The 23861-nt window shown below is 71.4% G+C and carries 22 protein-coding genes and 2 pseudogenes; 5 read left to right on the forward strand and 19 right to left on the reverse strand.

Annotated features, from left to right (window positions below; genetic code table 11):
* Positions 1-93 precede the first annotated feature (93 nt).
* From H4F70_RS12075 to H4F70_RS12095, 5 genes are all read right to left on the reverse strand, one after another.
* Complete coding sequence (locus tag H4F70_RS12075; protein WP_182357377.1) at positions 94-636, reverse strand: regulatory protein RecX; 543 nt, start codon at positions 634-636, stop codon at positions 94-96.
* A gap of 5 nt (positions 637-641) precedes the next feature.
* A complete protein-coding gene (recA, locus tag H4F70_RS12080) occupies positions 642-1682 on the reverse strand; it encodes a recombinase RecA (protein WP_182357378.1) in 1041 nt (346 codons plus the stop codon).
* Positions 1683-2111: 429 nt separating this feature from the next.
* Positions 2112-2306 (reverse strand): DUF3046 domain-containing protein, encoded by a 195-nt coding sequence (locus H4F70_RS12085; RefSeq protein WP_182347582.1) that lies wholly within the window; start codon positions 2304-2306, stop codon positions 2112-2114.
* 54 nt (positions 2307-2360) lie between these two features.
* On the reverse strand, positions 2361-3485 hold the full coding sequence (locus H4F70_RS12090; protein ID WP_182360376.1) for a glycosyltransferase: 1125 nt from the start codon (positions 3483-3485) through the stop codon (positions 2361-2363).
* Positions 3486-3640: 155 nt separating this feature from the next.
* Entirely contained in the window at positions 3641-3817 is a 177-nt protein-coding gene (locus tag H4F70_RS12095; protein WP_182347581.1) for a hypothetical protein, read from the reverse strand.
* 262 nt (positions 3818-4079) lie between these two features.
* Here H4F70_RS12095 and H4F70_RS12100 point away from each other — a divergent pair, with 262 nt between their 5' ends.
* Genes H4F70_RS12100 through H4F70_RS12110 form a run of 3 tightly spaced genes read left to right on the forward strand, consistent with a single transcriptional unit; the run spans position 4080 to position 6027 of the window.
* Complete coding sequence (locus H4F70_RS12100) at positions 4080-4694, forward strand: biotin transporter BioY (RefSeq protein WP_235681074.1); 615 nt, start codon at positions 4080-4082, stop codon at positions 4692-4694.
* 5 nt (positions 4695-4699) lie between these two features.
* Positions 4700-5380, forward strand: coding sequence for an energy-coupling factor ABC transporter ATP-binding protein (locus H4F70_RS12105; RefSeq protein WP_182357380.1), 681 nt, complete (start codon positions 4700-4702; stop codon positions 5378-5380).
* Positions 5377-6027: an energy-coupling factor transporter transmembrane component T family protein gene (locus tag H4F70_RS12110; RefSeq protein WP_182347578.1), complete on the forward strand. Its 651-nt coding sequence runs from the start codon at positions 5377-5379 to the stop codon at positions 6025-6027. Before H4F70_RS12105 ends, H4F70_RS12110 begins: the two co-directional genes overlap by 4 nt.
* A gap of 69 nt (positions 6028-6096) precedes the next feature.
* Here the strand turns inward: H4F70_RS12110 and H4F70_RS12115 are convergent, their stop codons facing one another.
* The 4 genes from H4F70_RS12115 to pgsA all read right to left on the reverse strand — a co-directional run bounded on the left by H4F70_RS12115 (position 6097) and on the right by pgsA (position 8732).
* Positions 6097-6858, reverse strand: a complete 762-nt coding sequence (locus H4F70_RS12115) for a PspA/IM30 family protein (RefSeq protein WP_182357381.1) — start codon at positions 6856-6858, stop codon at positions 6097-6099.
* 186 nt (positions 6859-7044) lie between these two features.
* The gene (locus tag H4F70_RS12120) at positions 7045-7386 is read right to left on the reverse strand and encodes a helix-turn-helix domain-containing protein (RefSeq protein WP_182357382.1); all 342 of its coding nucleotides are present in this window, start codon (positions 7384-7386) and stop codon (positions 7045-7047) included.
* A gap of 30 nt (positions 7387-7416) precedes the next feature.
* Positions 7417-7980: a CinA family protein gene (locus H4F70_RS12125; RefSeq protein ID WP_182357383.1), complete on the reverse strand. Its 564-nt coding sequence runs from the start codon at positions 7978-7980 to the stop codon at positions 7417-7419.
* Complete coding sequence (pgsA, locus tag H4F70_RS12130) at positions 7977-8732, reverse strand: CDP-diacylglycerol--glycerol-3-phosphate 3-phosphatidyltransferase (RefSeq protein ID WP_182357384.1); 756 nt, start codon at positions 8730-8732, stop codon at positions 7977-7979. Before pgsA ends, H4F70_RS12125 begins: the two co-directional genes overlap by 4 nt.
* Before the next feature lie 119 nt (positions 8733-8851).
* Here pgsA and H4F70_RS12135 point away from each other — a divergent pair, with 119 nt between their 5' ends.
* Positions 8852-9430 (forward strand): amino-acid N-acetyltransferase, encoded by a 579-nt coding sequence (locus tag H4F70_RS12135; RefSeq protein WP_182357385.1) that lies wholly within the window; start codon positions 8852-8854, stop codon positions 9428-9430.
* A 78-nt stretch (positions 9431-9508) separates the two neighbouring features.
* Here the strand turns inward: H4F70_RS12135 and H4F70_RS12140 are convergent, their stop codons facing one another.
* The 5 genes and pseudogenes from H4F70_RS12140 to thyX all read right to left on the reverse strand — a co-directional run bounded on the left by H4F70_RS12140 (position 9509) and on the right by thyX (position 17206).
* Entirely contained in the window at positions 9509-10630 is a 1122-nt protein-coding gene (locus H4F70_RS12140) for a TerC family protein (RefSeq protein WP_182347572.1), read from the reverse strand.
* Positions 10631-10864: 234 nt separating this feature from the next.
* Positions 10865-13526, reverse strand: a pseudogene (locus H4F70_RS12145) (DNA translocase FtsK).
* A 126-nt stretch (positions 13527-13652) separates the two neighbouring features.
* A pseudogene (locus H4F70_RS12150) lies at positions 13653-15489 on the reverse strand (ribonuclease J).
* Positions 15486-16394, reverse strand: coding sequence for a 4-hydroxy-tetrahydrodipicolinate synthase (gene dapA, locus H4F70_RS12155; protein WP_182357386.1), 909 nt, complete (start codon positions 16392-16394; stop codon positions 15486-15488). Before dapA ends, H4F70_RS12150 begins: the two are co-directional and overlap by 4 nt.
* Before the next feature lie 59 nt (positions 16395-16453).
* Complete coding sequence (gene thyX / locus H4F70_RS12160; RefSeq protein WP_182349450.1) at positions 16454-17206, reverse strand: FAD-dependent thymidylate synthase; 753 nt, start codon at positions 17204-17206, stop codon at positions 16454-16456.
* Between the two features lie 203 nt (positions 17207-17409).
* On the opposite strand from thyX, the gene H4F70_RS12165 reads away from it, so the two are divergent.
* Entirely contained in the window at positions 17410-17844 is a 435-nt protein-coding gene (locus tag H4F70_RS12165; RefSeq protein WP_182349449.1) for an SRPBCC family protein, read from the forward strand.
* Positions 17845-17881: 37 nt separating this feature from the next.
* On the opposite strand, the gene H4F70_RS12170 is transcribed toward H4F70_RS12165, so the two are convergent.
* The 5 genes from H4F70_RS12170 to H4F70_RS12190 all read right to left on the reverse strand — a co-directional run bounded on the left by H4F70_RS12170 (position 17882) and on the right by H4F70_RS12190 (position 23494).
* A complete protein-coding gene (locus H4F70_RS12170; RefSeq protein ID WP_182357387.1) occupies positions 17882-18340 on the reverse strand; it encodes a flavodoxin family protein in 459 nt (152 codons plus the stop codon).
* A gap of 104 nt (positions 18341-18444) precedes the next feature.
* A complete protein-coding gene (locus H4F70_RS12175; RefSeq protein ID WP_182357388.1) occupies positions 18445-18942 on the reverse strand; it encodes a hypothetical protein in 498 nt (165 codons plus the stop codon).
* 31 nt (positions 18943-18973) lie between these two features.
* Positions 18974-19723, reverse strand: a complete 750-nt coding sequence (gene dapB / locus H4F70_RS12180) for a 4-hydroxy-tetrahydrodipicolinate reductase (protein WP_182357389.1) — start codon at positions 19721-19723, stop codon at positions 18974-18976.
* A gap of 146 nt (positions 19724-19869) precedes the next feature.
* Positions 19870-21135: a M16 family metallopeptidase gene (locus H4F70_RS12185; RefSeq protein ID WP_182357390.1), complete on the reverse strand. Its 1266-nt coding sequence runs from the start codon at positions 21133-21135 to the stop codon at positions 19870-19872.
* 85 nt (positions 21136-21220) lie between these two features.
* Positions 21221-23494, reverse strand: a complete 2274-nt coding sequence (locus H4F70_RS12190) for a polyribonucleotide nucleotidyltransferase (protein WP_182357391.1) — start codon at positions 23492-23494, stop codon at positions 21221-21223.
* Positions 23495-23861 lie beyond the last annotated feature (367 nt).

A 23861-nucleotide genomic window follows, 5' to 3' on the forward strand; every position in this document is an offset into this window, starting at 1 on the left:
ATGTTCGACGGGGCCCGGGTGTGGACGACTTCCCGGAGGAGCGCGGGGCCGGGCGGCGGCCGGACTGAACGCGCTCCCGCCCGCGCGGGCTGCTCAGCCGCCGTCGGCAGCGCGCTCCTCGGCGGCCGCACGCCATTCATCCATCACGACCCCGTAGGCGAGTTCGCTGCCGTAACCCTTGCGCGCGAGCATGCCGACCAGCCGGCGTTGCTCGCGCCGCGCCGCGTCCGCATCGTCCGCGACCGGCGCCCGCCGCCGCGACAACGTGCGCCGTACCAGTGCCGCGGCGCGGCCGCGCTCGTCGTCGTCGGAGATCTGGGCGACGGCCTGCTCGATCACCGCATCGTCGACGCCCTTCCGGCGCAGCTCCACGCCCAGGGCACGACGCGAACGGGCGCCGTCCCTGTGCCGGAAGTACACCCACTGCTCCGCGAAGTCGGCGTCGTCGAGCAGCCCTGCACGTTCGAGGTCGTCGAGCAGTGGGGCGACGACCGTGTCCGCGTGACCTTTGCGGTGCAGGCGTTCCGCCAGCTCGGCCCGGCTGCGCGCGCGTGCCGCCAGCAGGCGCAGCGACGCGTCGTAGGCGCGGTTGCGCTCGTGCCCGGCGCCGCCGTTCTCAGTGTGATTCTGAGACACCGCGCTCAGAAATCGACGGGCGTGACAGCCGCGTCCTCGTCCGTCAGGACGGCGCCGATGCCGAGCTTCTCCTTGATCTTCTTCTCGACCTCGTCACGGATGTCGATGTTCTCGAGCAGGAACTTGCGCGCGTTCTCCTTGCCCTGCCCCAGCTGCTCCCCGTCGTAGGTGTACCAGGAGCCGGATTTGCGGATGAACCCCTGCTCCACGCCCATGTCGATCAGCGACCCCTCCTTGCTGATGCCGCGGCCGTAGAGGATGTCGAACTCCGCCTGTTTGAACGGCGGCGCCACCTTGTTCTTGACGATCTTGGCCCGCGTGCGGTTGCCCACCGCGTCGCCGCCGTCCTTGAGCGTTTCGATACGGCGCACGTCGATACGCACCGACGAGTAGAACTTGAGCGCCTTGCCGCCGGTGGTGGTCTCCGGTGAACCGAACATGACGCCGATCTTCTCGCGCAGCTGGTTGATGAAGATCGCCGTGGTGCCCGAGTTGCTGAGGGCGCCGGTCATCTTGCGGAGCGCCTGGCTCATCAGCCGCGCCTGCAGGCCCACGTGGCTGTCGCCCATCTCGCCCTCGATCTCCGCACGCGGCACGAGCGCCGCGACGGAGTCGACGACGAGGATGTCCAACGCGCCGGAGCGGATGAGCATGTCCGCGATCTCCAGCGCCTGCTCGCCGGTGTCCGGCTGCGAGACCAGGAGGGCGTCGGTGTCCACGCCGAGCTTGCGCGCGTAGTCCGGGTCCAGGGCGTGCTCGGCGTCGATGAAGGCCGCGATGCCGCCCGCGGCCTGCGCGTTGGCCACCGCGTGCAGGGCCACGGTGGTCTTGCCGGAGGACTCCGGGCCGTAGATCTCCACGACACGACCGCGCGGGAGCCCGCCGATGCCCAGGGCCACGTCCAGTGCGATCGACCCGGTCGGGATCACCGCGACGGGCTGACGCGCATCGTCGCCGAGGCGCATCACCGAACCCTTGCCGAAGTTCTTGTCGATCTGCGCGAGCGCCAGCTCGAGCGCCTTGTCACGGTCGTTCGCCTGAGCCATCGTGCCTCCTTGTCGAACACGCCCCGCGGGCGTGTGCCTGTCCCTGTGCCGTACGTTCCCGGCCGTCCTCACGTGCCCCGCGGCCCGCGCCACCACCGATACCGCAAGGCTAAACGCCGACACCGACAGCTCCGCGCTCCACGCGCCGCATCCCGGCCGGGTTTGTGGAAAACCCGGCCGAACAGCCGAGGCTGTGGACGGCCGCCGAGTGAAGCGCGCCCCGGGCGCGCATCCGTGGTAGAGGAGCGCGCCGGAAGCGCACATACCGCTGTGCAGGTGTCCGCGCGGGTTCGCACCGCGTGCGCTGTAGAACCCGACTATATAAGAACGCGTGTTCGATGTCGATCATCGCGTCCGCGACACGCCGATGCCGCCGCACGGTCGGCGCACCGGCGCCGGATCACCCGCTCCCGCAGGCCGGCCGGGTGCTCACCACCGCGAACGCGGCACGTCGAAGTCCTTGCACAGCGCGCGCCAGACCTCCCGCGGCGCCACGCCGTCTTCGATGGCCTGCGACGCCGTGCGGCCGCCCAGATCGGTCAGCACGTGATCGACCAGCATCGACGTCGCGGTCAGCCTCCCGAACTCGTCGTCCACCAGTTCACGGAACTCCGAAAGTCGCACACCACACGGTAACCCGCTGTCCGGCCGGCGTCGCGGCCGCCGCGGGCCCCGCGGTCACCCCCGCCGCGCCGCGGCGCGCACGCACACCTCGACGGGGTCCACCGTGCGCTGCGCCCCGGCGCGCGCGCGTTCCACGGCGGCCCCGAACTGCTCGCGGCGCTCGAGGATCGCGAGCACCGCCGCCGTCAGTGCGTCCTCGGTGAGGGGGCGCACCGTCACGGCGATCCCCTGCCGCTCGGCCCGGCACGCGAGCTCCCATTGGTCGCCGCCGCCCGGCACCGCCACCACCGCGGCCCCCGCGTCGACGGCCTTGGCCAGCATCCCGTGCCCCGCGCCGCAGATCACCACCGCCGCCTCCCGCAGTGCCGCGTCCTGCCGGGTGCGGCCCGCGCGCGCCCACGCGGGCAGATCCTCCGGGATCTCGCCGAACGTGGTGATGACCACCCGTACGGCGCTGTCCCCCATCCGCTCGGGGGCCAGCGCGCGCAGGGCGACCTCCGCCATCGGAGTGTCCGCGTTGGTCGCGGTCGACGGGGCGACGAGCACCAGCGGCCGGTCGCCCGGCGGCAACTCCGCGTCCCCCTCCGCCGGATCCCACACGAGGGGGCCCACCACGTACGCCCCGTCGGGCCAGTCAGGCCTGTGCGGCTCAAGGGCCGGCAGCGTCGCGACCAGCCGCGCATCCGGGCCCGGCTCACGGCCGGGAAGCCCGATGCCGCGGCGCGCCGCCTCCCGCTGGCGCCGACCGCTGCGCAGCTGCGGGCGGGTGGCCGCGCGCAGCAGCGCGTCGCGCAGCCGTCCCCGCACGCCCTCGCCGGGCGCGAGCCCGCTGCCCAGTGGAGGCAGGCCCCGCGACGGAATGTAGAGCGGATGCGGGATCAATTCCACCCACGGGACGCCGAGCAGTTCCGCCGCCATGCCGCCGGCCACCGTGATCGTGTCCGCCACCACCAGGTGCGGCCGCAGCGCGCGCACGTCGTCCACGATCAGCGCCGCCATGCGGGCCGCACGGGCGTGCAGTTTGGTGCCTTCGTCCGCATCGTCGTCGTCCACGACCGGCGCGAGCCCCCGCAGGAGCGCGAACTCCACCGACTCGGCTCGCGCCGAATCCGCCCACCGCCGCCCGGTCATGAGCACCGGGTGCGCCCCCGCCGCCGCCAGCCTGCGGCACAACTCCATGGCGGGGATCGCATGACCGGCCTCGGGCCCGGCGATCACGACGATGCGGACACCGCGGGCCGTGTACGCAGTGGTTTCCGACACCGGCTCACTCTAGCGGCACCGCGCCGGCCGATCGCACGCCGCGCACAGCACCGGGCCGCCGGCACCGCAGCTCACCGGCGCCTGTCGGCAGTCGGGTCGGAGGAGCCCGAGAACATCTTCACCAGCAGGTAGACGCCCGCGGCGATCACCGCGACGGTCACCAGCCAGAACAGACCCTTGAGGATCACGCCCAGCAGTACGAACAACAGCCATACCGCGATGATCCCCGCCAGCACCTTCCAGAACATCTTCCATCCACCTCTGCTCTTCCGGCACCGGAGACTCCACCGCTCCGGCGACCACGACTCCAGCATGCCCGCTCACGACCGCCCGTCGGTACTCCCCGCTGCCGGTCCGGGGGAAAGATCAGGGACTTCCCCGAGCATCGCGGCGCGGCACCGGGGCTCCCGCACCGGCGGGCGCCCCGGTCCACATCCGCGCCGACGCAATATGCTGGGAACGTCCGCCGGGCCCGGCCCGGGCCCGGCGTCACGACAGGAGCCGACAGCTGTGACCCGACGAACCTTCACCGCCCCGCGCCTCACCGCGCGCGACCTGGCGCAAATCGCCGTGTTCGCGGCGCTCATCGTCGCGTTGGGCCTGCCGGGCCAACTGTCGATCGGTTCCTCCGGGGTGCCCATCACCCTGCAATCGATGGGCATCATGCTCGCCGGCGCGATCCTCGGCGCCCGCAAGGGCACGCTCGCCGTCCTCGTCGTCTTCGTCCTGTCCATCGCCGGTCTTCCGGTGCTCGCCGGCGGGCGCACGGGCCTCACATCATTGTCGTCGCCCACCGCGGGGTTCCTCATCGGCTGGATCCCCGCCGCGTTCGTCATCGGCCTGCTCACCGCGCGGATGATGCCCCGATACCGTTTCTTCACCGGCTTCGCCATCAACATCTTCGGCGGAATCGCGGTGATGTACGCGTTCGGCATCGCCGGAATGCTGCTGCGCACCGACCTGGGTGTCGGCGGCGCACTGCTGGCCAACCTCACCTTCGTTCCGGGCGATGTCATCAAGGCCGCCGTCACCGCAGCGGTTGCGGCACAGGTGCACCGCGCATACCCGGGCGTCATCCCCACGCCCGCGCGCCGCCGCCCCGACCCCGCGCTCGCCGCGCACTGACACGCATGGGTGAGATCCGGTTCGACGGTGTCCACCACACCTTCGGCGAGCGCCCGGTGCTCCGCGGCATCGACGTCACACTGACCGAGCACCGCGTCGGCATCGTCGGCTGCAACGGCAGCGGCAAGTCCACGCTCGCCCGCATGATCAACGGGCTGCAATCCCCCACGCGCGGCCGGGTGCTGGTCGACGGGCTCGACACGGCACGCAAGGCTGCGGCCGTCCGGCGGCGCGTGGGGTTCGTCTTCACCGATCCGGACAACCAGATCGTCATGCCCACTGTCGCCGAAGACATCGCATTCTCCCTGCGGAGAAGCGGGCTGGACAAGCACGCGCGACGCCGGAAGGTCGACGAGGTCCTCGACGTGTTCGGCCTGCACGATCACGCAGACCACCCGTGCCATCTGCTTTCCGGCGGGCAGAAGCAGCTGCTGGCGCTCGCCGCCGTCCTCGTCACGGAACCCGACATCCTCGTCGCCGACGAGCCCACCACACTGCTCGACCTGCGCAACGCCCGCAGGTTCGCCGAGACCCTGGCCGGTCTCCGCCAGCAGGTCGTGGTAGTGACGCACCAGCTGGAGCTGCTCGCGGACTTCGACCGGGTGCTCGTCATCGACGAGGGGCGCGTCGTCGCCGACGACGCGCCCGCGCCCGCGCTGCGCCACTACCGAGGCCTGGTGGGATGAGCGCCCTCGGCGTCTACATCCCGGGCACGTCCGCGATGCACCGGCTGCCCGCCGGCGTCAAACTCACCGGCCTCGTCGTCCTCATCGTCGCCATGTCGGTTCTCGTGCGCCGCCCCTGGGAACTGCTCATCCCCGCCGCGGTCGTGGCCGCCGTCGCCGTCGTCGCGCGGATCGGCCTGCCCACCCTCGTGCGCCAAGTGCGTCCCGTGCTGTGGATGCTGCTCGTCATCGCGGTGTTCCAGCTCATCCTCACCGACTGGCGACGGACCGTCGTCATCTGCGGGGTGCTGTTGCTGTCGGTGGTCGGCGCCGCGCTCGTCACCCTCACCACCCGCGTGACCGACATGCTCGACCTGACCACGCGCATCGTGGGGCCGCTGCGCCGGTTCGGCGTGGACCCCGACCGGGTGGGGCTGGTGCTGGCCATGACCATCCGGTGCATCCCGCTGCTGGGCGAGCTGGCCACGTCGGTCTCCGAAGCGCGGCGGGCCCGGGGGCTCGGCTTCTCTCTCCGCGCATTCGCGGTGCCGGTGGTGGTGGGCGCGCTGCGCCGCGCGGACGCGCTCGGCGACGCGCTCATCGCGCGCAGCCTCGACGACCCGGCCGCTCCCGCGCACGGAGCCGACGAGAACGGCACGAGCCGCTAGAACGACGGCGGTCCCGGTTTCCGCGGCGGTGCACCGCCGCGGAAACCGGGACCGCCGTCGCAGCCGGGTCTACGAACCCGTCTTGTCCCCGGTCTTGCCCTGGCCGATCTCCCCCTGCATCGATGCGCGGATCTCCTGCAGGCGGCTGTGGCCGGCCATCTGCACCGAAGCCTGCTTGACCTCCTCCATCCGGCCCTGCACCGAACCCTTGGCGAGCTCGGTGGAGCCGAGGGCGGTCGCGTAGCGGCGTTCGATCTTGTCGCGCACCTCATCGAGCGACGGGGTGTTCCCGGGCGCGGAGAGTTCGGTCATCGAGCGCATGGAATCGCTGACCTGCTCCTGCATCTTCGCCTGCTCGAGCTGGCTGAGCAGCTTGGTGCGCTCGGCCACCTTCTCCTGCAGGCGCATCGCGTTCTGCTCCACGGCCTTCTTCGCGTTGGCCGCCGCGCCGAGCGCATTGTCATGCAGCGACTTGAGGTCCTCCACGTTCTGCTCGCTCGAGACGAGCTGCGCCGCGAACGACTCGGCGGCGTTCTCGTACTCGGTGGCCTTCGCCTCGTCCCCCGCACCGCGGGCCTGGTCCGCCATCGCCAGCGCCTGGCGGGCATTGCCCTGCAGCTTTTCCACCTGCTCCAGCTGGCGGTTGAGCTTCATCTCCAGCTGGCGCTGGTTGCCGATCACATTGGCGGCCTGCTGCGACAACGCCTGGTGCTGACGCTGCGCATCCTCGATTGCCTGCTGGATCTGCACCTTGGGGTCGGCGTTCTCGTCGATCTTGGCGTTGAACAACGCCATCAAATACTTCCAGCCCTTGACGAATGGGTTGGCCATCGCTTAGTCCCCGTCTCCTCTAGGTTCAGTGCCGCCGCCGTGCGCGGTGCCGACGGTGGTCGTGTGCAGCGCCGCATGCACGGCGGGCCGGGTACCCCGGGGTGCGGCCGCCGCCATGCGCGGCGCCGGCCACGCCGGACCCGGAATGTCCGGTGCCCAGCATATGCACAACACCCCGCCTGCGCGCTACGCCGCGAACACCGGCACGTCGATCTTGCCCTGCGGGATGACCATCCTCGGCGCCGCTGCGCCGACGGCGTCCGCGGCCGCGTCGGCGGTCACCGGGACCGGCGCGTCGCCGGACATCGACACGCTCACCTCGAACAGCACATCGGAGATCGGCACGTCGAGCGCTTTGCAGATGGCGGCGAGCAGCTCGCTCGAAGCCTCCTTGCGGCCTCGCTCGACCTCGGAAAGGTAGCCCAGGCTGACCTGCGCGGACGTGGAGACCTCGCGCAGTGTGCGGCTTTGAGTCGTACGCCGACGGCGCAGACTGTCGCCGATGGCCTCACGCAACAGCAGTGTCATCTCGCCCTCCACTCTGGACCCTTTCACCTACTACAACGCATCCGCCGCGCCTTCCGTTCCCGCCGGCGGTCCGCCGGCGGTTCCGGGGGACGGGCCCGTCACCGCCTCGAGCAACGCCGCCAGCGCCTCGGCGACCGCCGCCCGCCGGATCTGCCACCGCGTGCCGTGCAGCCGGAGGCGCACCACGTTACTCGCCCCCCGGCCGGCGAGGCCCAGGAACACGGTGCCCGCCGGGTGTCCGTCCTGCTCCGCCGGACCCGCCACCCCGGTGAGGCCCATCCCCCAATCCGCGCCGCACGTGTCCCTCGCCCCCTCCGCCAGGGCCGCCGCGGCCTCACGCGAGACCGGTCCATGCGCGTCCAGCACCGGCCACGGCACCCCCGCAAGCCGCTCCTTGAGCTCCGTGGCATACACGATCAGCCCGCCGCGCAGGACCAGGCTCGCGCCGGGGACACCCGCGATCGTGGCCGCCGCCAGGCCCGCCGTGAGCGACTCCGCGGTCGCCACCGTCTCACCGCGCCCGGTGAGCGCCCGCACCAGCCCCGACGCCACAGTGCCGGGCACGAGCGGGTCTGCGGCAGGATCGCCCGTCACGACGCTGCCACGTCCTCGTCCTCGTGCCCCTCGCCGGGAGCCGCGGCGGCGGCGCCCGCCGTCCCGGGGTCCCCCGCTGGTCGTTCTGCAGCGCCGGCGCCGCCCGATCCGGCATGCGCCGCCCGCCCGCCGCGACGCAGCCGGACGGCCTGCACCACGTAGTCGATGCCCGTCGCCAGCGTCAGCGCCACCGCAATCCAGATGAGCGCCAGCAGGTACGGTTCCGCTGCCGCGGGGAGCGGAAGCAGGTAGAGGAAGATCGCGGCCACCTGCACGAGCGTCTTGAGCTTGCCGCCGCGGCTGGCCGGAATCACCCCGTGCCGGATGACGATGAACCGCAGCAGGGTCACCCCGAGCTCGCGTACCGCGATGAGCCCGGTGATCCACCAGCTGATGTCTCCGAGCGCCGACAGCCCCACCAGGGCTGCACCGATGAGGGCCTTGTCCGCGATCGGGTCCGCGATCTTGCCGAAATCCGTGATCAGCCCGCGCCGCCGTGCCACCTCGCCGTCGATACGGTCGGTGAGCGCGGCGATCGCGAACACCGCGGCCGCACCGATCCGCGCGGCGGTGTCATGCCCGTCGCCCAGGAACAGCACGACGAGGAACACCGGCACCAGCAGGATGCGCAGAACGGTCAGGATGTTGGCGAGGTTGACCACGGGCACGTCCGGGCGTGCGCCGGCCGGGACCGACACGCCGCCCGGACGCGGCGCCGGGGGCCGGGGCTGCGCCGCGTCGTCGGCCGTCATCCCGCGGCTCCCCGCACAACGCATGACCCGAACGGAATCGGGGGGTGGCGACGCGTCATCGGCAGCAGAACGGGCACGTCTCAGAGCCTATCGGGTGGGCCGGTCGCTACGCTGAGTGCATGACCACCAGTCGGCAGTTCCGCCGCGACGCCGGTGCACCCCCCGCCGCCGGGGGGTCCGCCGCGACGGCCGCGCAGGCCGGACGCCTGCATGTACGGCGCGCGGGCACGGCGGACGTCCCCGGCATCAAGCGGCTGGTCGACTACTACGCGGGCCGCATCCTGCTGGAGAAGAATCTCGTCACGCTGTACGAAAGCGTCCAGGAGTTCTGGGTGGTCGAGCACGACGGGGCCCTGGTGGGCTGCGGCGCGTTGCACGCGATGTGGTCGGACCTGGGCGAGGTGCGCACCGTGGCCGTCGACCCCGCGGTCACGGGCATGGGCGCGGGCCACCTGCTGATGGTGCGGCTGCTCGACACAGCGCGGGAACTGGGCCTGACCAAGGTCTTCGTCCTCACCTTCGAGGTCGACTTCTTCCGTCGCCACGGCTTCGAAGTGATCGAGGGGACCCCGGTGACGGCCGAGGTCTACGAGGAGATGTGCCGCTCCTACGACACGGGCGTCGCCGAGTTCCTCGATCTGAGCTTCGTCAAACCGAACACCCTCGGCAACACCCGCATGCTGGCCACCCTGTCCTGAGCTCCCGCCCCGGGGCCGGGGCCGCCCGGCGCGCACAGGGGCGTTCCCCCGAGGCGCAGGAGCAGCGCCCGGCCCTGCTCAACGCCCGGTGCCGTCGCCGTCCGGGTCCGGCGCGGCCTTGCCGGAACTGTTCGTAGCGGTCGGCCCGTCGACGGCGTCGGATCCGGTTCCCGGCGCCGGGTCCGCGGAGGCCGCCCCGGCGGCGGCCTGGTCCTGCCCACCACCGCGACGCGACTTGAGCAGGCTCGCCACGGTGGCGACGAGCAGCGTCGCCGCGATCACCCCGAGCGAGAGTCCGGTGGAGATCTCCGGCACGTGCACCGGCTCGCCGCCGTTGATGAACGGAAGCGTGTTCTCGTGCAGCGCGTGCAGGATCAGCTTGACGGCGATGAACGCCAGGATCACCGACAGACCGTGCGAGAGGTACACCAACCGGTCGAGCAGGCCGCCGAGCAGGAAGAACAACTGCCGCAGACCCATCAAGGCCAGCGCGTTCGCGGTGAACACCAGGTAGGGCTCCTGGGTGAGCCCGAAGATCGCGGGAATCGAGTCCAGAGCGAACAGCACGTCGGTCACACCGATGACGACCAGCGCCCCCAGCAGCGGCGTCGCCATCCGGTGCCCGTCCACCTTGGTCACCAGGCGATCGCCGTGGAATTCGGTGGTGGTGGGCAGCACCTTGCGGACCATCCGCATCACGCGGCCGCCGTCCGCGTCGCCGTCGTCCTCGGCCTCTTCGCCGGCGAGCGACTCGCGCATGAGCTTGAGCGCCGTGTAGAGCAGGATTGCGCCGAAGATGTAGAACACCCAGGCGTAGGCGTTGATCGCGGCCGCGCCGAGCACGATGAACACCCCGCGCAGGACCAGCGCGATGGCGATGCCCAGCAGAAGAGCCTTCTGCTGGAGCTCACGCGGCACGGCGAACTTGGCGAAGATGATGACGAACACGAAGAGGTTGTCCACCGACAACGCCTTCTCCGTCACATAGCCGGCGAAGAACTCCCCGCCGTAGGTTCCGCCCCACACCCACCAGACCACGAGACCGAACACGCAGGCCGCTGCGATGTAGACCAGGGACCAGGTCGCAGATTCACGCAGGCTCGGTGCGTGCGGGGTGCGGACATGCGAGTAGAAATCGAACACGAACACGCCGATGACGGCGATGATCGTGATACCCCAGACGAGCATGGAAACGTCCACGTCGATAGACCTCCGGTAATCCGTACAAGACTGCCGGAGGTCTCTCCCACCGCCGCGGCTCTGGGCTGCGGCGACCGATCACGCCGGTCCGCGTCCTGCGGCACGTGGGTGCCGAGGGTTGCGAACGTGCTGACGACATGGTCGCGGGTGCGGGGATACTCCCCTCCATCGGCTTCCGATCCTACAGGGTCCGTCGGCGACGGCGCGCACCACGGCGGCGGCCGGCGCCCCTGCTCAGTGCACCCCTTCGTGCACCGGTTCCTCCGCGGGTTCGGGGCCGCCACCCTTGATCGACCACAGCAGACCGTCGAGCTCGTCGGGCTTGACCAGCACCTCGCGCGCCTTCGACCCTTCGCTGGGGCCCACCACGCCGCGCGTCTCCATCAGGTCCATCAGACGCCCCGCCTTGGCGAACCCCACGCGCAGCTTGCGCTGCAGCATCGAGGTGGAGCCGAACTGGCTGGTGACGACCAGCTCCACCGCCTGGACGAAAGCGTCGAGGTCGTCGCCGATGTCGGGGTCGACGTCCTTTTTCTCGCCCGCCTTAGCGGCCGTGACGCCCTCGGTGTAGTCCGGCTCGGCCTGGTTCTTGGTGAAGTCGACGACAGCCTGGATCTCCTCGTCGGTGATGAAGGCTCCCTGCTGGCGCGTCGGCTTCCCCGCCCCCATGGGCAGGAACAGCGAATCGCCCATGCCGATGAGCTTCTCGGCGCCGGGCTGGTCCAGGATCACGCGCGAATCCGTCAGCGACGACGTACCGAACGCCAGCCGCGAGGGCACGTTGGTCTTGATGAGACCGGTCACCACGTCCACCGAGGGGCGCTGCGTGGCCAGCACCAGGTGGATTCCCGCGGCGCGCGCCTTCTGCGTGATCCGGACGATCGCATCCTCGACATCGCGCGGCGCCGTCATCATCAGGTCCGCCAGCTCGTCGACGATCGCCACGATGTACGGGTACGGCCGGTAGACGCGCTCGGACCCGAGCGGCGTGGTGATCTCGCCGCTGCGGACCTTCTTGTTGAAGTCGTCGATGTGCCGCACCCGGCTCGCCTGCATGTCCTGGTAGCGCTGCTCCATCTCCTCGACCAGCCACGCGAGCGCGGCGGCGGCCTTCTTGGGCTGCGTGATGATGGGGGTGATCAGGTGGGGCACCCCCTCGTACGGAGTGAGCTCCACCATCTTCGGGTCGATGAGGATCAGCCGCACGTCCTCGGGCCGTGCCCGCGCGAGCAGAGAGACCAGCATCGAGTTGACGAAGCTCGACTTGCCCGAGCCGGTGGCGCCCGCGACCAGCAGGTGCGGCATCTTCGCGAGGTTCGCGCTGATGTAGTTGCCCTCGATGTCCTTGCCCAGGCCGATCACCAGCGGATGCCGGTCCTTGCGGGTGGAGGGGGCCGCCAGCACGTCGGAAAGCCGCACGATCTCGCGGTCGGCGTTGGGCACCTCGATGCCCACCGCCGACTTGCCGGGGATCGGCGCGAGCAGCCGCACGTTGTCGGTGGCCGCCGCGTAGGCGATGTTGCGGTGCAGGGCGGTGATCTTCTCGACTTTCACGCCGGGGCCCAGCTCCACCTCGTACCGGGTGACCGTGGGCCCGCGGGTGAAACCGGTGACGGCGGCGTCGATCTTGAACTGCTCGAGCACGCCGTCGATCGCCTCGATCATCGCGTCGTTGGCCTTGCTGTGCACCGTGGGCGGGTCGCCCGCGATGAGCAGGTTGGCCGGGGGCAGCACATAGTTCTCGTCGCCTTCGCGGGGCGGGTCGGGGATCAGCGGGCCGTCGTCGTCCGCGTCGTCCGTCTCCGCGGCCGGCTGCGGCGCCGGTGCGGGCGTCGGCGGGGACGTGCCCGCGGCGGTGCCGCAGCAGCCTGCGCCGCCGCGCCGCGGCGCGCCCGCGGCCCGTGTCGCCGGCGGTGTCGAGCTTGAGGGTCGGCTGTTCGTCGTCGTGGGCGTGGGCCTCGTCCGCCGGGCCGCCCCCGTCCTCGGATTCGTCGAGCGGGTAGTTGTCGTAAGGCGACCGGTCGTACGGGGACGGGCCGTCGTCGTAGTCGTCGAACTCGCCATCGTCGTCCGGGCCGTAGCGGCCCCTGCGGCCGCCGGCCAGCGCGGCCGCGCCCGACAAGGCCTCGCGCACCGTGAGGCCCGCGATCAGCAACGCGCCGAAGACACCGATGATCACCAGCAGCGGGATCGACAACCACGCCGTGAGCCCCGTGGTGAGCGGGCCGCCGGCAGCGAACCCCGCATACCCGGCCGCAGCGGCGCGCCCCGCCGCATCGGCGGGCATCCCCGCAGCGACATGCCAGATACCCAGGACGGCCCCGGCGATGAGGATCGAACCGATGACCAGACGCGGACGCGCATCGGGGCGCGGCTCGGAGCGCATCAGCGCCACGGAGGCGCCGACGAGGATCACCGGCAGCAGCACCGCACCGGTGCCGATGACGTACCGGACCCCGGCGTCGACCCACTCCCCCACCGGACCGCCCGCGTCGATCCACGACGCCGCAGCGACCACCAGGGCCGCGGCGATGAGCGCGAGCGCGATGCCGTCGCGCCGATGTCCGGCGTCGATATCTTTGGCACGGCTCGCCGCGCGGGTGGTGGCGCCCACTCCGCGCGCCGTCGCCGACCACACCGAGCCGGCGGCCCTGCGCACCGCTCCGCCCGAGCCCTTCCGCGGGGCACCGCGGGAAGCGCCGCCGCGCGCGCCGGACCCGGACTTCGCCCGGCCCGTCGACGGACGGGAGGACGAACGCCCCGACGGCCGGGACCCCGACGCGCGGGCGCCGGAGGCCCGACCCTTCGCGCCGCCCGAGCGAGACGCCGGCCGCGTCGCATTGCGCGCGCCGGTCGACTTCTTTGCGGGGCTCGAGGTGCTCGACTTTCCTGCCATGCCACTCAGGCTAGTCGCAGAGGCCCCACGACACCCATCCGCAACACGGCCGGGGACGGATCCCACTGCCGCGCCGCGCCCGCCGCGACAGGCACGGCGGGCGCCTCCCCTGCGTATCGGCGCAGGTCAGAGCTGACTGACGGCGACCACGTTGGGGACGATCATCGGCCGGCGGCGGTACTTCTCCGCCACCCAACGGCCCACCACGCGCCGGACCGCCTGCGCGATGCGGTGCGTGTCCGTGATGGACTCCGCCGCGAGGTTGCCCAGCTCGGCTTCGACCAGCTTGACCGCCTCTGCAAGGGCATGCGGGTCATCGGAGAAGCCACGGCCCGAAAGCTGCGGGGTGCTCACGGCGCGGCCTGTGTCGCGGTCGACGACGACCGAGATCGAGATGAACCCGCCCTCGCCGAGCACAAGGCGGTCCGAAAGCGTGGATTCGCCCACATCGCCCACAGACAGCCCGTCGACGTAGACGTGCCCCACCGGCACCTGGCCGGTGATCGTCGCCGAACCGTCCACCAGGTCGACGACCACGCCGTCCTCGGCGAGCACGATCCGGTCCTCCGGCACGCCCGTCGCGGCCGCCAGGGCCGCGTTGGCCCGCAGGTGCCGCCACTCGCCGTGCACCGGCATGGCGTTGCGCGGCCGCACCGCGTTGTACAGGTACAGCAGCTCGCCGGCGGACGCGTGCCCCGAGACGTGCACCTTGGCGTTCTGCTGCGTCACCACCGTGGCGCCCCGCTTGGCCAGACCGTTGACCACCGTGAACACGGAGTTCTCATTGCCGGGGATCAGCGAGGACGCGAGCACGACCAGGTCCTCGCCGCGCACGTTGATCTGGCGGTGATCGCCGCGCGCCATCCGGGACAGCGCCGAGAAGGGCTCGCCCTGCGAACCGGTGGAGATCAGCACGAGCTTGTCGTCCGGCAGGCTCGCCGCGGTGTCGATGTCCACCTCGATGCCGTGCGGCACCGTGAGATAGCCGAGTTCCTCGGCGATGGCCATGTTGCGCACCATCGACCTGCCGACGAAGCAGATGCGCCGCCCGTACCGGTGGGCGACGTCCACCACCTGCTGGATGCGGTGCACGTGGCTCGCGAACGACGCGACGATGACGCGCTGGCGCGCCTTGCCGATCACCGTGTCGAGTGCGCCGCCGATGTCGCGTTCCGGCATGACGAAGCCGGGCACCTCGGCGTTGGTGGAGTCCACCAGGAACAGGTCCACGCCCTCGTCGCCGAGCCGTGAGAATCCGCCGAGATCCGTCAGGCGCCCGTCGAGCGGCAGCTGATCGAGCTTGATGTCCCCGGTGTGCAGCACGCGGCCCGCCGGAGTGTCGATCGCGACGGCGATGGCGTCGGGGATCGAATGGTTGACGGCGAACCGGCAGCGGAAATTGCCGTGCGTGGTCTCCTCGCCCTCGCTGATGAGCACCAGGTTGGGGTGCTGGGCGGTGCTCCCGGCACTTGGCCGACACCAGCGCGAGGGTGAACTGCGCGCCGACGATGGGGATGTCCTCGCGCAGGCGCAGCAGGAACGGGATTGCGCCGATGTGGTCCTCATGCCCGTGCGTGAGGATGATCGCCTCGATGTCGTCCGCGCGATCCTCGATGTAGGAGAAGTCCGGCAGGATCAGGTCCACACCCGGCTGCGCGTCCTCGGGGAAGAGCACGCCGCAGTCGACGATGAGCAGCTTGCCGCGATACTCGAACACCGTCATGTTGCGGCCGATCTCCCCGATGCCGCCGAGCGCGACGATGCGCAGCCCGTTCTTCGGCAGCTTCGGCGGCGAGCCCAGCCGGGTGGCCGGCGCCGTGCCGATCGCGCCCCGCGGGCCGTCGGCCTTGGCCTGCGGGCGCCCCGGAGCGCGGCCCTGCGGCTTACGTGACGGGCCGCCTCTTCCCCTGCCCTTTCCACCGGCGTTGGCAGGCTTGTTTCCGCCGCCGTTCCTGCCGCTCATGCCAGCACCCCCGCTGCGCGCATATCCGCCTCCAATGCCTCGATTTGCGGTGGTGTGGGGGGGATCTGAGGGAGACGCGGCTCCCCCACGTCGATGCCCAGCAGTCGCAGGCCCGCCTTGGACGCCGATACGCCGCCGAGGGCGCTCACGGCGTGCACCAGCGGAAGCAATGACGCGTTGATCTCCCGTGCGCGGGCCAGGTCGCCCGCGCGCACCGCGTTGTGCAGGTCTCGCAGCCGGCCCGCCGCCAGATGCCCGATGACGCTCACCATCCCCACCGCGCCCACCGCCAGCCAGGGCAGGTTGAGCGGGTCGTCGCCCGAATAGAACGACAGCGGCGTGTTCGCGATCAGGTCGGCACCCGCGTTGAGATCGCCCTTGGCGTCCTTGACCGCGAGGATCTGCGGGTGCTCCGCCAGCAGCCGGAGCGTGTCCGATTCGATGGGCACGACCGACCGCGGCGGGATGTCGTAGAGCATGATCGGCAGGTCGGTGGCGTCGGCCACCGCCATGAAGTGTTCGTACAGTCCGCGCTGCGGCGGCCGCGAGTAGTACGGCGTGACCACCAGCAGCCCGTGCGCGCCGGCCGATGCCGCATCGCGGGCCAGCTCCACGCTGTGCGCGGTGTCGTAGCTGCCGGCCCCCGCCACGACGCGCGCCTGGTCCCCCACCTCGGACAGGACCACGTCGAGCAGCTGCATCTTCTCGGCCTCCGTGGTGGTGGGCGACTCGCCCGTGGTCCCCGCCAGCACGAGGCCGTCGCAACCGCTGTCGACGAGGTGCCGCGCCAGCCGTGAGCCCGCCTTGAGGTCCAGCGTGCCGTCCGCGGCGAAGGGGGTGACCATGGCGGTCAGAACCGTGCCGAACCGGGCCTCGGCGGCGCGCGACGCGCTAGCAGTGCTCATGGCCGTCAACGCTACCCGGTCCGCCTACGGCGAGAGCAGGCACACGCCGCGCGCGATGCTCACCCCTCGAGCACGAAGGGGCTCGTGGCGACTTCCGTGCCGTCGGGCAGTGTGGAAATGTCGAAATCACCGAAGACGGTCGGCGCCATCGCGGTGAGCTGCCGCAGGCATTCGATGGCCAGCTGGCGCATCTCCACGTCGGCGTGCTCGGTGGCGCGCATGGCGATGAAGTGCCGCCAGCTCCGCAGGTTGCCGGTCACCACCAGCCTGGTCTCGGTGGCGTTCGGCAGCACCGAGCGCGCCGCCTGCCGCGCCTGCTTGCGCCGCAGGATGGCGTTGGGGACGTCCGCGAAGCGCTCCTCCAGCGCGTCGAGCAGTTCCGCGTACGCCGCCCGGCTCGCCTCCGTCGCACGCAGGAAGATCGCCTCGAGCTCCGGGTCGTCCCGGATGGCGGGCGGGGGCACCACGTTGGCGTCGTGCTCGGGCACGTATCGCTGCGAGAGCTGGGAGAACGAGAAATGCCGGTGCCGGATCAGCTCGTGCGTGCACGAACGCGACAGTCCGGTGATGTAGAAGCCGGCGGACGCGTGCTCGAACACCGACAGGTGGCCGACCTCGAGGATGTGCCGCAGGTAGCCGGCGTTGGTGGCCGTCCGCGGGTTCGGCTTGTCCCACGTCTCGTAGCAGGCGCGGCCCGCGAACTCCGCGAGCGCCTCGCCGCCGTCTGCATCGGTCTCCCACGGCACACCGGCGGGCGCGAAGAAGTCCGTCTTCGAGATCAGTTGGACGCTCAGCGGAACGGTTCGGGGCACGTGTCCTCCTCACGGGATCGGAGCCCAGCCTATCGGCGTGCACGCCGGGCACCGCACGCCCCCGGCGCGTTCGGCGCACGTGATCGGACGATTGTTGGCATGATGGGCGGCGGCCGCGGGCGGAGGGTCCCCGGCCGGTGCACGGTGCCGCCGCTCCGCAGCGGCGCCGGACGCGCGACACACGACGAAAGCAGGGGACGACCATGGCAGTCACGGGCCACTCCGAGATCGAGATCGCCGCCACACCGGCCGAGGTGATGAACGCCATCGCCGACGTCGAGGCACTGCCCACGTGGTCGTCGTCGCACAAATCGGTCACCGTCGAGGAGCGCTACGACGACGGCCGGCCCAAGCGCGTGCGCAGCACCATGAACGTGATGGGCATCAACGACGAGCAGGTGGCCGAGTACTCTTGGAACGGCGACGTATCCGTCTCCTGGTCGCTGGTCGAGAGTTCTCAGCAGAAGTCCCAGGAGGGCAAGTACGTCCTCGAGGCCGCCGGCGGGGGCACGAAGGCCGTCTTCGACCTCGCGGTGGAGACCAAGATCGCGATCCCCGGGTTCATCGTGAAGAAGGCGCAGAAATCCGGCGTGGAGACCGCCACCAAGGGCCTCAAGAAGTTCGTCGAGAAGGGCTGAGAAGCGCTGAACCGGCGCACTCCCCCGCTGGCGGCCGCTACCCGTCCATGAGCTGCGCGGCGACGGTGGCGCCCAGTTCCCAGCAGGCGTCGAGATCGTCCTTGCCGGGCTTCGCCGAGCACACCACGTACCCGGCCGCCTTGGTCCAGCCCATGCCTGCGGTGATGCGGTCCACCGCGGACTCGGCGCCCTCGGTTCCCTCGTTGCCGTGCACGTACAGCCCGTACGGCCGCCCGCGCGTGGAGTCCAGGCACGGGTAGTAGCAGGTGTCGAAGGCATGCTTGAGAGCGCCGCTGATGTAGCCGAGGTTCGCGGGCGTCCCCAGCAGGTAGCCGTCGGCGGCGAGCATGTCGGAGGGGGTCACGGCCAGCGCGGCCCGCCGCACCACCTCGACCCCCTCGATCTCCGGGTCGGTGGCGCCGCTGATCACCGCCTCGAACATCGCCTGCATGAACGGGGACGGGGTGTGGTGCACCACCAGCAGCGTCGAGCTCATGGCCTCACCCTAGTGGTGGACCGCCGGGAGTGCGCATGCCTACGGAATCGGGGTGCAACCGTGGGCATGCGCACACTGCCGAGGCCGCCCCGCGGAGCTCATGCTCAACCTTGGGAGCGTTCCGGGGGCCCGGCGGATTCGCCGGTGGCGTCCGCCTTGCGCTGCAGCCCCTCGAGCGCCACGGCCCGCTTCATAATCTCGCGCGCGCGCTTGCGGTCGCCGGCCACGTCGTAGGCGCGCGCCAGCCGGTAGTTGCTGCGCCAGTCGTCCGGGTCCGCCTCCCATTCGCTCTTGACCTGCGCGAACAGCGCGTCGGCGGCGTCCCGCTCGAACCGCCCGGACGGCCGCCGCGGCAGGTCGTCGGTGTCGAGCTCCCGGCCCTCCTCGGCAATCCGGTGCGCCAGGCGATCGTGCGCGAAGGCGGAGCGCAGCGTGGAGTAGATCATCCATACACCCAGCAGCGGCAGGATGAGCACCGCCACGCCCAGCACGACCATGCCCGCGCCGCCGTCGCTGATCAGCTCCACCGCGCGCCGGCCCAGCACGAAGAAATAGACGGCGAGCGCCACTACGATGACCGCGATGGCGGACTTGACCTTCACCGCCGCACCTCCATCACCGGCCGCGCCCGCCTCACAGGTCCAGCAGGTTCTCGAGGCCCACGGTGAGCCCCGGACGCGACTGCGCCCGCCGCACGCCCAGCAGCACGCCGGGGGCGAACGATCCGCGGTCGATCGAGTCGTGCCGGATGGTCAGCGTCTCGCCCTCTGTGCCCAGGAGCACCTCCTGGTGCGCCACCAGGCCCGCCAGGCGCACCGAGTGCACCCGCACCCCGTCGACGTCCGCGCCGCGCGCGCCCTCGCGCTCTTGACTCGTCGCGTCGGGCGACCGCGCGGGCAGTCCCGCCGCGCGACGGGACTCCGCCACCAGCCGCGCCGTGCGGTCCGCGGTGCCGGAGGGGGCGTCGGCCTTGTGCGGGTGATGCAGCTCGATGACCTCGACCGAATCGTAGAACCGCGCCGCCCGCTGCGCGAAGAGCATCGACAGCACCGCACCGATGGCGAAGTTGGGGGCGATGAGCACGCTCACCTGCGGCGCGTCCGCCAGCCATCCGCGAACCCGCTCCAGGCGCTCCTCGTCGAAGCCGGTGGTGCCCACCACCGCATGGATGCCGTGGGCCACCGCGAACTCGAGGGTGCCCATCACCACGTCCGGATGGGTGAAGTCCACGATGACCTCGGCGCCGGCGTCCACCAGCGCCTCGAGCGCGTCGTCCTTGTCGATGCGCGCCACGAGCTCCAGGTCGTCCGTCTTGTCGACGGCGTGGCAGATCGCCTGACCCACCCGTCCGTCCGAGCCCACTACGCCGACGCGAATTGCCACGTGTCCACCCTTTCCGTGCCCGGAGGTCCGGGCCGTGCCTCGATCACCACCTGCGTGGCCGCCGATCCCCCGACGAGCCTACGCAGTGCCCGCACGCCGCATGCACGCCCCTGCCGCATGCAGGCGGGGGCGTCGCCGCGGGCGCCTCATGGCGCCGGCGCCGTCCCGAGCACGTCGGTCAGCGCGGCGGGCAGTTCCGCCGCATCGGCGAACGGGCCCACCACCACCGCGCTGCGCGGCCGGCCCAGCAGATCCCGGGCGACGGACCGCACGTCCTCGCGGGTGACGGCCGCGATCCTGTCGAGGCTCTCCGACAGCGGGGTGTGCTGACCGCGGGCCAGCTCGGCCGCTCCGAGCCGGTTCATCCGCGCGCCGGAATCCTCCAGCCCCAGCACCATGCCGCCGCGCAGGGCGCCGCGGCTGCGCGCGCACTCGTCCTCGCTGAGCCCGTCGCGGCCGACGGATTCGAGGATCCGGTGCACCTGCACCGCGACCTCGGCGAGGTTGTCCGGCCGGCACCCGGCGTACACCGAGAACACCCCGGCGTCCGCATAGGTCTCGATGCCCGAATACACCGAATACGCCAGGCCGCGGGACTCCCGGATCTCCTGGAAGAGCCGCGAACTCAGCCCGCCGCCGACGGCGTGGTTGAGCACGGCGAGCGGCCACCGCAGCTCCGCCTCGCTGCGGCCGAAGGTGGGGATGCCGATGGCCAGGTGCACCTGCTCGCCGTCGTGCGGATGGACGACGAGTCTTCCGCCGTCCGCCACCGCGGCGCGACCCGACCGGATCGGCGCCGGGGCCGCAGCCTCCGCCGCGTCCCCGCCGGTGGCCGCCAGAGCGCGGCGGACGACGTCGTCGTGGTCGATACTCCCGGCGACGGCCAGCACCATCGACTGCGGCCGGTACCGCCCGCGGTGGAAGGCGCGGATCCGCTCCGCGGTCATCGATTCGATCGATCCGGCCGAGCCGATGACCGGCCGGGCCAGCGGGTGCCCGCCCAGGACAGCCTCCACGAGCAGGTCGCCGACGAGGTCCTCCGGATCGTCCTCGCGCATCGCGATCTCCTCGAGCACCACCTCGCGCTCGAGGTCGACGTCCGCCGGGGCGCAGGCGCCGCGCAGCGCGACGTCGGCGACGACGTCGATCGCCAGCGCGGCGTCCTCGTCCAGCACGTGGGCGTAAAAGCAGGTGTACTCCTTGGTGGTGAACGCGTTGAGCTCTCCGCCGACGGCGTCCATCTCCACCGCGACCGACTGCGCGGTGCGCGTCGGCGTCCGCTTGAACAACAGGTGCTCGAGGAAGTGGGCCGCGCCCGCCTCGTCCGGCCCTTCGTCGCGCGAGCCGACCCCCACCCACAGTCCCACCGCCGCGGAGCGGACGCCGGGCAACCGCTCGGTGACCACGCGCATGCCGGACGGCAGGACGGTCCGCCGAACGCCCTGAGGGGCCTCCCGGTCTTCGCCTGGGAGGCCCCTCAGGGCGTCTGTCGTCGTGCTACTCAGCGGAGGCCTCCGCCGTTGCCGCGTCGGCCGGCTGATCGGCGTCGTTCTCGTCCACGGGGACGAGGCTGATCTTGCCGCGGTTATCGATGTCGGCGATCTCCACGCGGATCTTGGTGCCCACGTTCACGACGTCCTCGACCTTGTTCACGCGCTTGCCCTGGCCGAGCTTGGAGATGTGCACCAGGCCGTCGCGCCCCGGCAGCAGCGAGACGAACGCGCCGAACGCGGTGGTCTTCACCACCGTGCCGAGGAAGCGCTCGCCCACCTTGGGCAGCTGCGGGTTGGCGATGGCGTTGATCTTGTCGATCGCCGCCTCCGCGGACGGGCCGTCCGCGGCGCCCACGTACACCGTGCCGTCGTCCTCGATGGAGATGTTGGCGCCGGTCTCCTCGGTGATCGAGTTGATCATCTTGCCCTTGGGCCCGATCACCTCGCCGATCTTGTCCACCGGGACCTTGACCGTGGTGACGCGCGGCGCGTACGGGCTCATCTCGTCCGGGCCGTCGATGGCCTCGGCCATGACGTCCAGGATGGTCAGGCGCGCGTCCTTGGCCTGGGTCAGCGCACCCGCCAGCACCTGCGACGGGATGCCGTCGAGCTTGGTGTCCAGCTGCAGGGCGGTGACGAAGTCCTTGGTGCCGGCGACCTTGAAGTCCATGTCGCCGAAGGCGTCCTCGGCGCCGAGGATGTCGGTGAGCGCCACGTAGCGGGTCTCGCCGTCCACCTCGTCGGACACCAGGCCCATCGCGATGCCCGCGACCGGCGCCTTCAGCGGCACGCCCGCGTTGAACAGGCCGAGCGTGGACGCGCACACCGAGCCCATGGACGTCGACCCGTTGGACCCGAGCGCCTCGGAGACCTGGCGGATGGCGTAGGGGAACTCCTCGACGCTGGGCAGCACCGGGATCAGCGCCCGCTCGGCGAGCGCGCCGTGGCCGATCTCGCGGCGCTTGGGCGAACCGACGCGTCCGGTCTCACCGGTGGAGTACGGCGGGAAGTTGTAGTGGTGCATGTAACGCTTGGACTTCTCCGGCCCCAGCGAGTCGATCTGTTGGGCCATTTTGACCATGTCCAGCGTCGTGACGCCCATGATCTGCGTCTCGCCGCGCTCGAACAGCGCGCTGCCGTGCGCCCGCGGCACCACGGCCACCTCGGCGGACAGCGAGCGGATGTCGGTGATGCCGCGGCCGTCGATGCGGAAGTGGTCGGTGATGATCCGGCGGCGCACCAGCTGCTTGGTGAGCGACCGGAACGCGGCGCCGATCTCCTTCTCGCGGCCCTCGAACTGCGGGCCGACGGCCTCGAGCAGCTCCGCCTTGATCTCGTCGGTGCGGTCGTCGCGCTCCTGCTTGCCGGCGATGGTCAGCGCCTGCGACAGCTTGTCCGCCGCGGCGGCCTCCACTGCCGCGAAGACATCGTCCTGGTAGGCGGGGAACAGCGGGTAGTCGCCGGTGGGCTTGGCCGCCGACGCCGCGAGCTCCTGCTGGGCGCGGCACAGCTCGGCGATGAACGGCTTGGCCGCCTCGAGCCCCTGGGCGACGACCGCCTCGTTGGGGGCCTGGGCGCCCGCATCGATCTGGCTGATCGCGTGGTCGCTGGCGCCGGCCTCGACCATCATGATGGCGACGTCCGCCGGGGTGGACCCGCTGGCGGGCGTGACGATGCGGCCCGCGACCACCATGTTGAACACGGAGTTCTCGAGCTGCTCGACGGTGGGGAACGCGACCCACTGTCCGGCCGGGTTGGCCTCGGAGGTGACGAGCGCGACGCGCACGCCGCCCACCGGGCCGGAGAACGGCAGGCCCGCGATCTGCGTCGACGCGGACGCCGCGTTGATGGCGACCACGTCGTACTGATCCTGCGGGTTCAGGCTCATCACCGTGATGACGACCTGGATCTCGTTGCGCAGGCCCTCGGTGAAGGTGGGGCGCAGCGGGCGGTCGATCAGACGGCAGGTGAGGATCGCGTCCGTGGACGGGCGGCCCTCGCGGCGGAAGAACGACCCGGGGATGCGGCCCGCGGCATACATCCGCTCCTCGACGTCCACGGTGAGCGGGAAGAAGTCGAGGTTGTCCTTGGGCTGCTTGGAGGCCGTGGTGGCCGACAGCAGCATCGTCTCCTCGTCCAGGTATGCCACGACCGAGCCGGCGGCCTGCTTGGCCAGCCGGCCCGTCTCGAAGCGGATGGTGCGGGTGCCGAAGGACCCGTTGTCGATGACGGCGGTCGCCTCGTACACGCCTTCATCGAGGTAATCGTTTTCGCTCATGAACTCTCTTCTCGTGTGGTGCCCACCCGCCGGCTCTGTGCGTGCGGTGGACAGGATGCTGCGCTTGCGCCGCCGGACGCCGCGTGCCGGATGCGGTACGTCGGATCCCGTGCACCCGGTGCGGTCGGAGCGGAGGTCGTCGATCGAAGCCGTCGGAGCCGGTGCTGCGCGCATTCCGGCACGGTGGGCAGCGGATGCCCGGCCCGTGCCCGGCGCGATGCAACGCGTCCGGCGGCCACTACCGAGGACCAGCCGCACGCACACGGGTGGATCCGGCGAACCGGAATGCCGGTGTCCGCCGCGCCGTGGGGATTCCACCCCCCGGCGGGCAACCGCCGCCGTCCGCTCCCCGCGGGGACCGTGCGGC

The sequence above is a fragment of the Tomitella gaofuii genome, from assembly GCF_014126825.1.
Taxonomy (GTDB): Bacteria; Actinomycetota; Actinomycetes; order Mycobacteriales; family Mycobacteriaceae; genus Tomitella; species Tomitella gaofuii.

What these genes read in the sequence shown, in the direction of transcription:
- recA (WP_182357378.1), bottom strand. Translation starts at nt 1,682, where the DNA reads ATGGCTCAGGCGAACGACCGTGACAAGGCGCTCGAGCTGGCGCTCGCG.
- H4F70_RS12190 (WP_182357391.1), bottom strand. Translation starts at nt 23,494, where the DNA reads ATGAGCGAAAACGATTACCTCGATGAAGGCGTGTACGAGGCGACCGCC.
- dapA (WP_182357386.1), bottom strand. Translation starts at nt 16,394, where the DNA reads ATGAGCACTGCTAGCGCGTCGCGCGCCGCCGAGGCCCGGTTCGGCACG.
- H4F70_RS12115 (WP_182357381.1), bottom strand. Translation starts at nt 6,858, where the DNA reads ATGGCCAACCCATTCGTCAAGGGCTGGAAGTATTTGATGGCGTTGTTC.
- H4F70_RS12185 (WP_182357390.1), bottom strand. Translation starts at nt 21,135, where the DNA reads ATGCGCGTGGTCACCGAGCGGTTGCCCGGCGTCCGCTCCGCGGCGGTG.
- H4F70_RS12120 (WP_182357382.1), bottom strand. Translation starts at nt 7,386, where the DNA reads ATGACACTGCTGTTGCGTGAGGCCATCGGCGACAGTCTGCGCCGTCGG.
- H4F70_RS12090 (WP_182360376.1), bottom strand. Translation starts at nt 3,485, where the DNA reads ATGGAGTTGTGCCGCAGGCTGGCGGCGGCGGGGGCGCACCCGGTGCTC.
- H4F70_RS12170 (WP_182357387.1), bottom strand. Translation starts at nt 18,340, where the DNA reads ATGAGCTCGACGCTGCTGGTGGTGCACCACACCCCGTCCCCGTTCATG.
- H4F70_RS12095 (WP_182347581.1), bottom strand. Translation starts at nt 3,817, where the DNA reads ATGTTCTGGAAGGTGCTGGCGGGGATCATCGCGGTATGGCTGTTGTTC.
- H4F70_RS12165 (WP_182349449.1), top strand. Translation starts at nt 17,410, where the DNA reads ATGGCAGTCACGGGCCACTCCGAGATCGAGATCGCCGCCACACCGGCC.
- H4F70_RS12135 (WP_182357385.1), top strand. Translation starts at nt 8,852, where the DNA reads ATGACCACCAGTCGGCAGTTCCGCCGCGACGCCGGTGCACCCCCCGCC.
- pgsA (WP_182357384.1), bottom strand. Translation starts at nt 8,732, where the DNA reads ATGACGGCCGACGACGCGGCGCAGCCCCGGCCCCCGGCGCCGCGTCCG.
- H4F70_RS12110 (WP_182347578.1), top strand. Translation starts at nt 5,377, where the DNA reads ATGAGCGCCCTCGGCGTCTACATCCCGGGCACGTCCGCGATGCACCGG.
- H4F70_RS12105 (WP_182357380.1), top strand. Translation starts at nt 4,700, where the DNA reads ATGGGTGAGATCCGGTTCGACGGTGTCCACCACACCTTCGGCGAGCGC.